1 protein-coding gene and 1 pseudogene are annotated in these 528 nt (G+C 58.0%); both read right to left on the reverse strand.

Annotated elements, in window-relative coordinates:
- Positions 1 to 35 precede the first annotated feature (35 nt).
- Positions 36 to 233 (reverse strand): hypothetical protein, encoded by a 198-nt coding sequence (locus tag NW858_RS13070; RefSeq protein ID WP_414520655.1) that lies wholly within the window; start codon positions 231 to 233, stop codon positions 36 to 38.
- 69 nt (positions 234 to 302) lie between these two features.
- Positions 303 to 528 (reverse strand): annotated as a pseudogene (locus tag NW858_RS13075) (hypothetical protein); the annotation flags it as partial.

Consider the following 528-nt stretch of genomic DNA (forward strand, 5'->3'; position numbering starts at 1 on the left):
CTCTATCACGCTCCAGAGGATGCGAATACTTTCTTCTATTTCTCGATACCGCACATAAGTGCGGTCCCAGCAATCTCCAAGGATCCCCATTTCCCAGAAGCCAGGTAGCGCTCGATTAAGCCGTAGCCCTCCACCTCATCCCCATGTACCCCACCGATTACCAGGAACGAGCGAATCCCGCGGGTGAGCTGCCAGAGGTGGATGAGGCGCCCTTGCAGAGAGTAGCCAAGCACATGCGGAGAGCCCGAGGGTTGAGCAGCGGCGGATTCTTGAGACCTGATGAGAGAGGCTATCCCCAGTCCCTAGAAGGGGATCTCATCCGGGTTCGGCAGAGAGGCGACATCCCCTTCGGACGACTTCAAGCTTGTGGACTCACCTGTCGCCGACAGAGAGAGAACCTGTGCGGATCCCAGTTGATGGATGCGGCGGGCGGTGATCTCCGCCTGCTTTTCCTTGCGCCCATCTCGCTCCACCACGTTCATGTGCAGTTGGCCCTCCCCCAGTCTCAAATACACATATGACGCTGAC

It is taken from the genome of Synechococcus sp. H55.10, from assembly GCF_047502715.1.
Classification (GTDB): domain Bacteria; phylum Cyanobacteriota; class Cyanobacteriia; order Thermostichales; family Thermostichaceae; genus Thermostichus.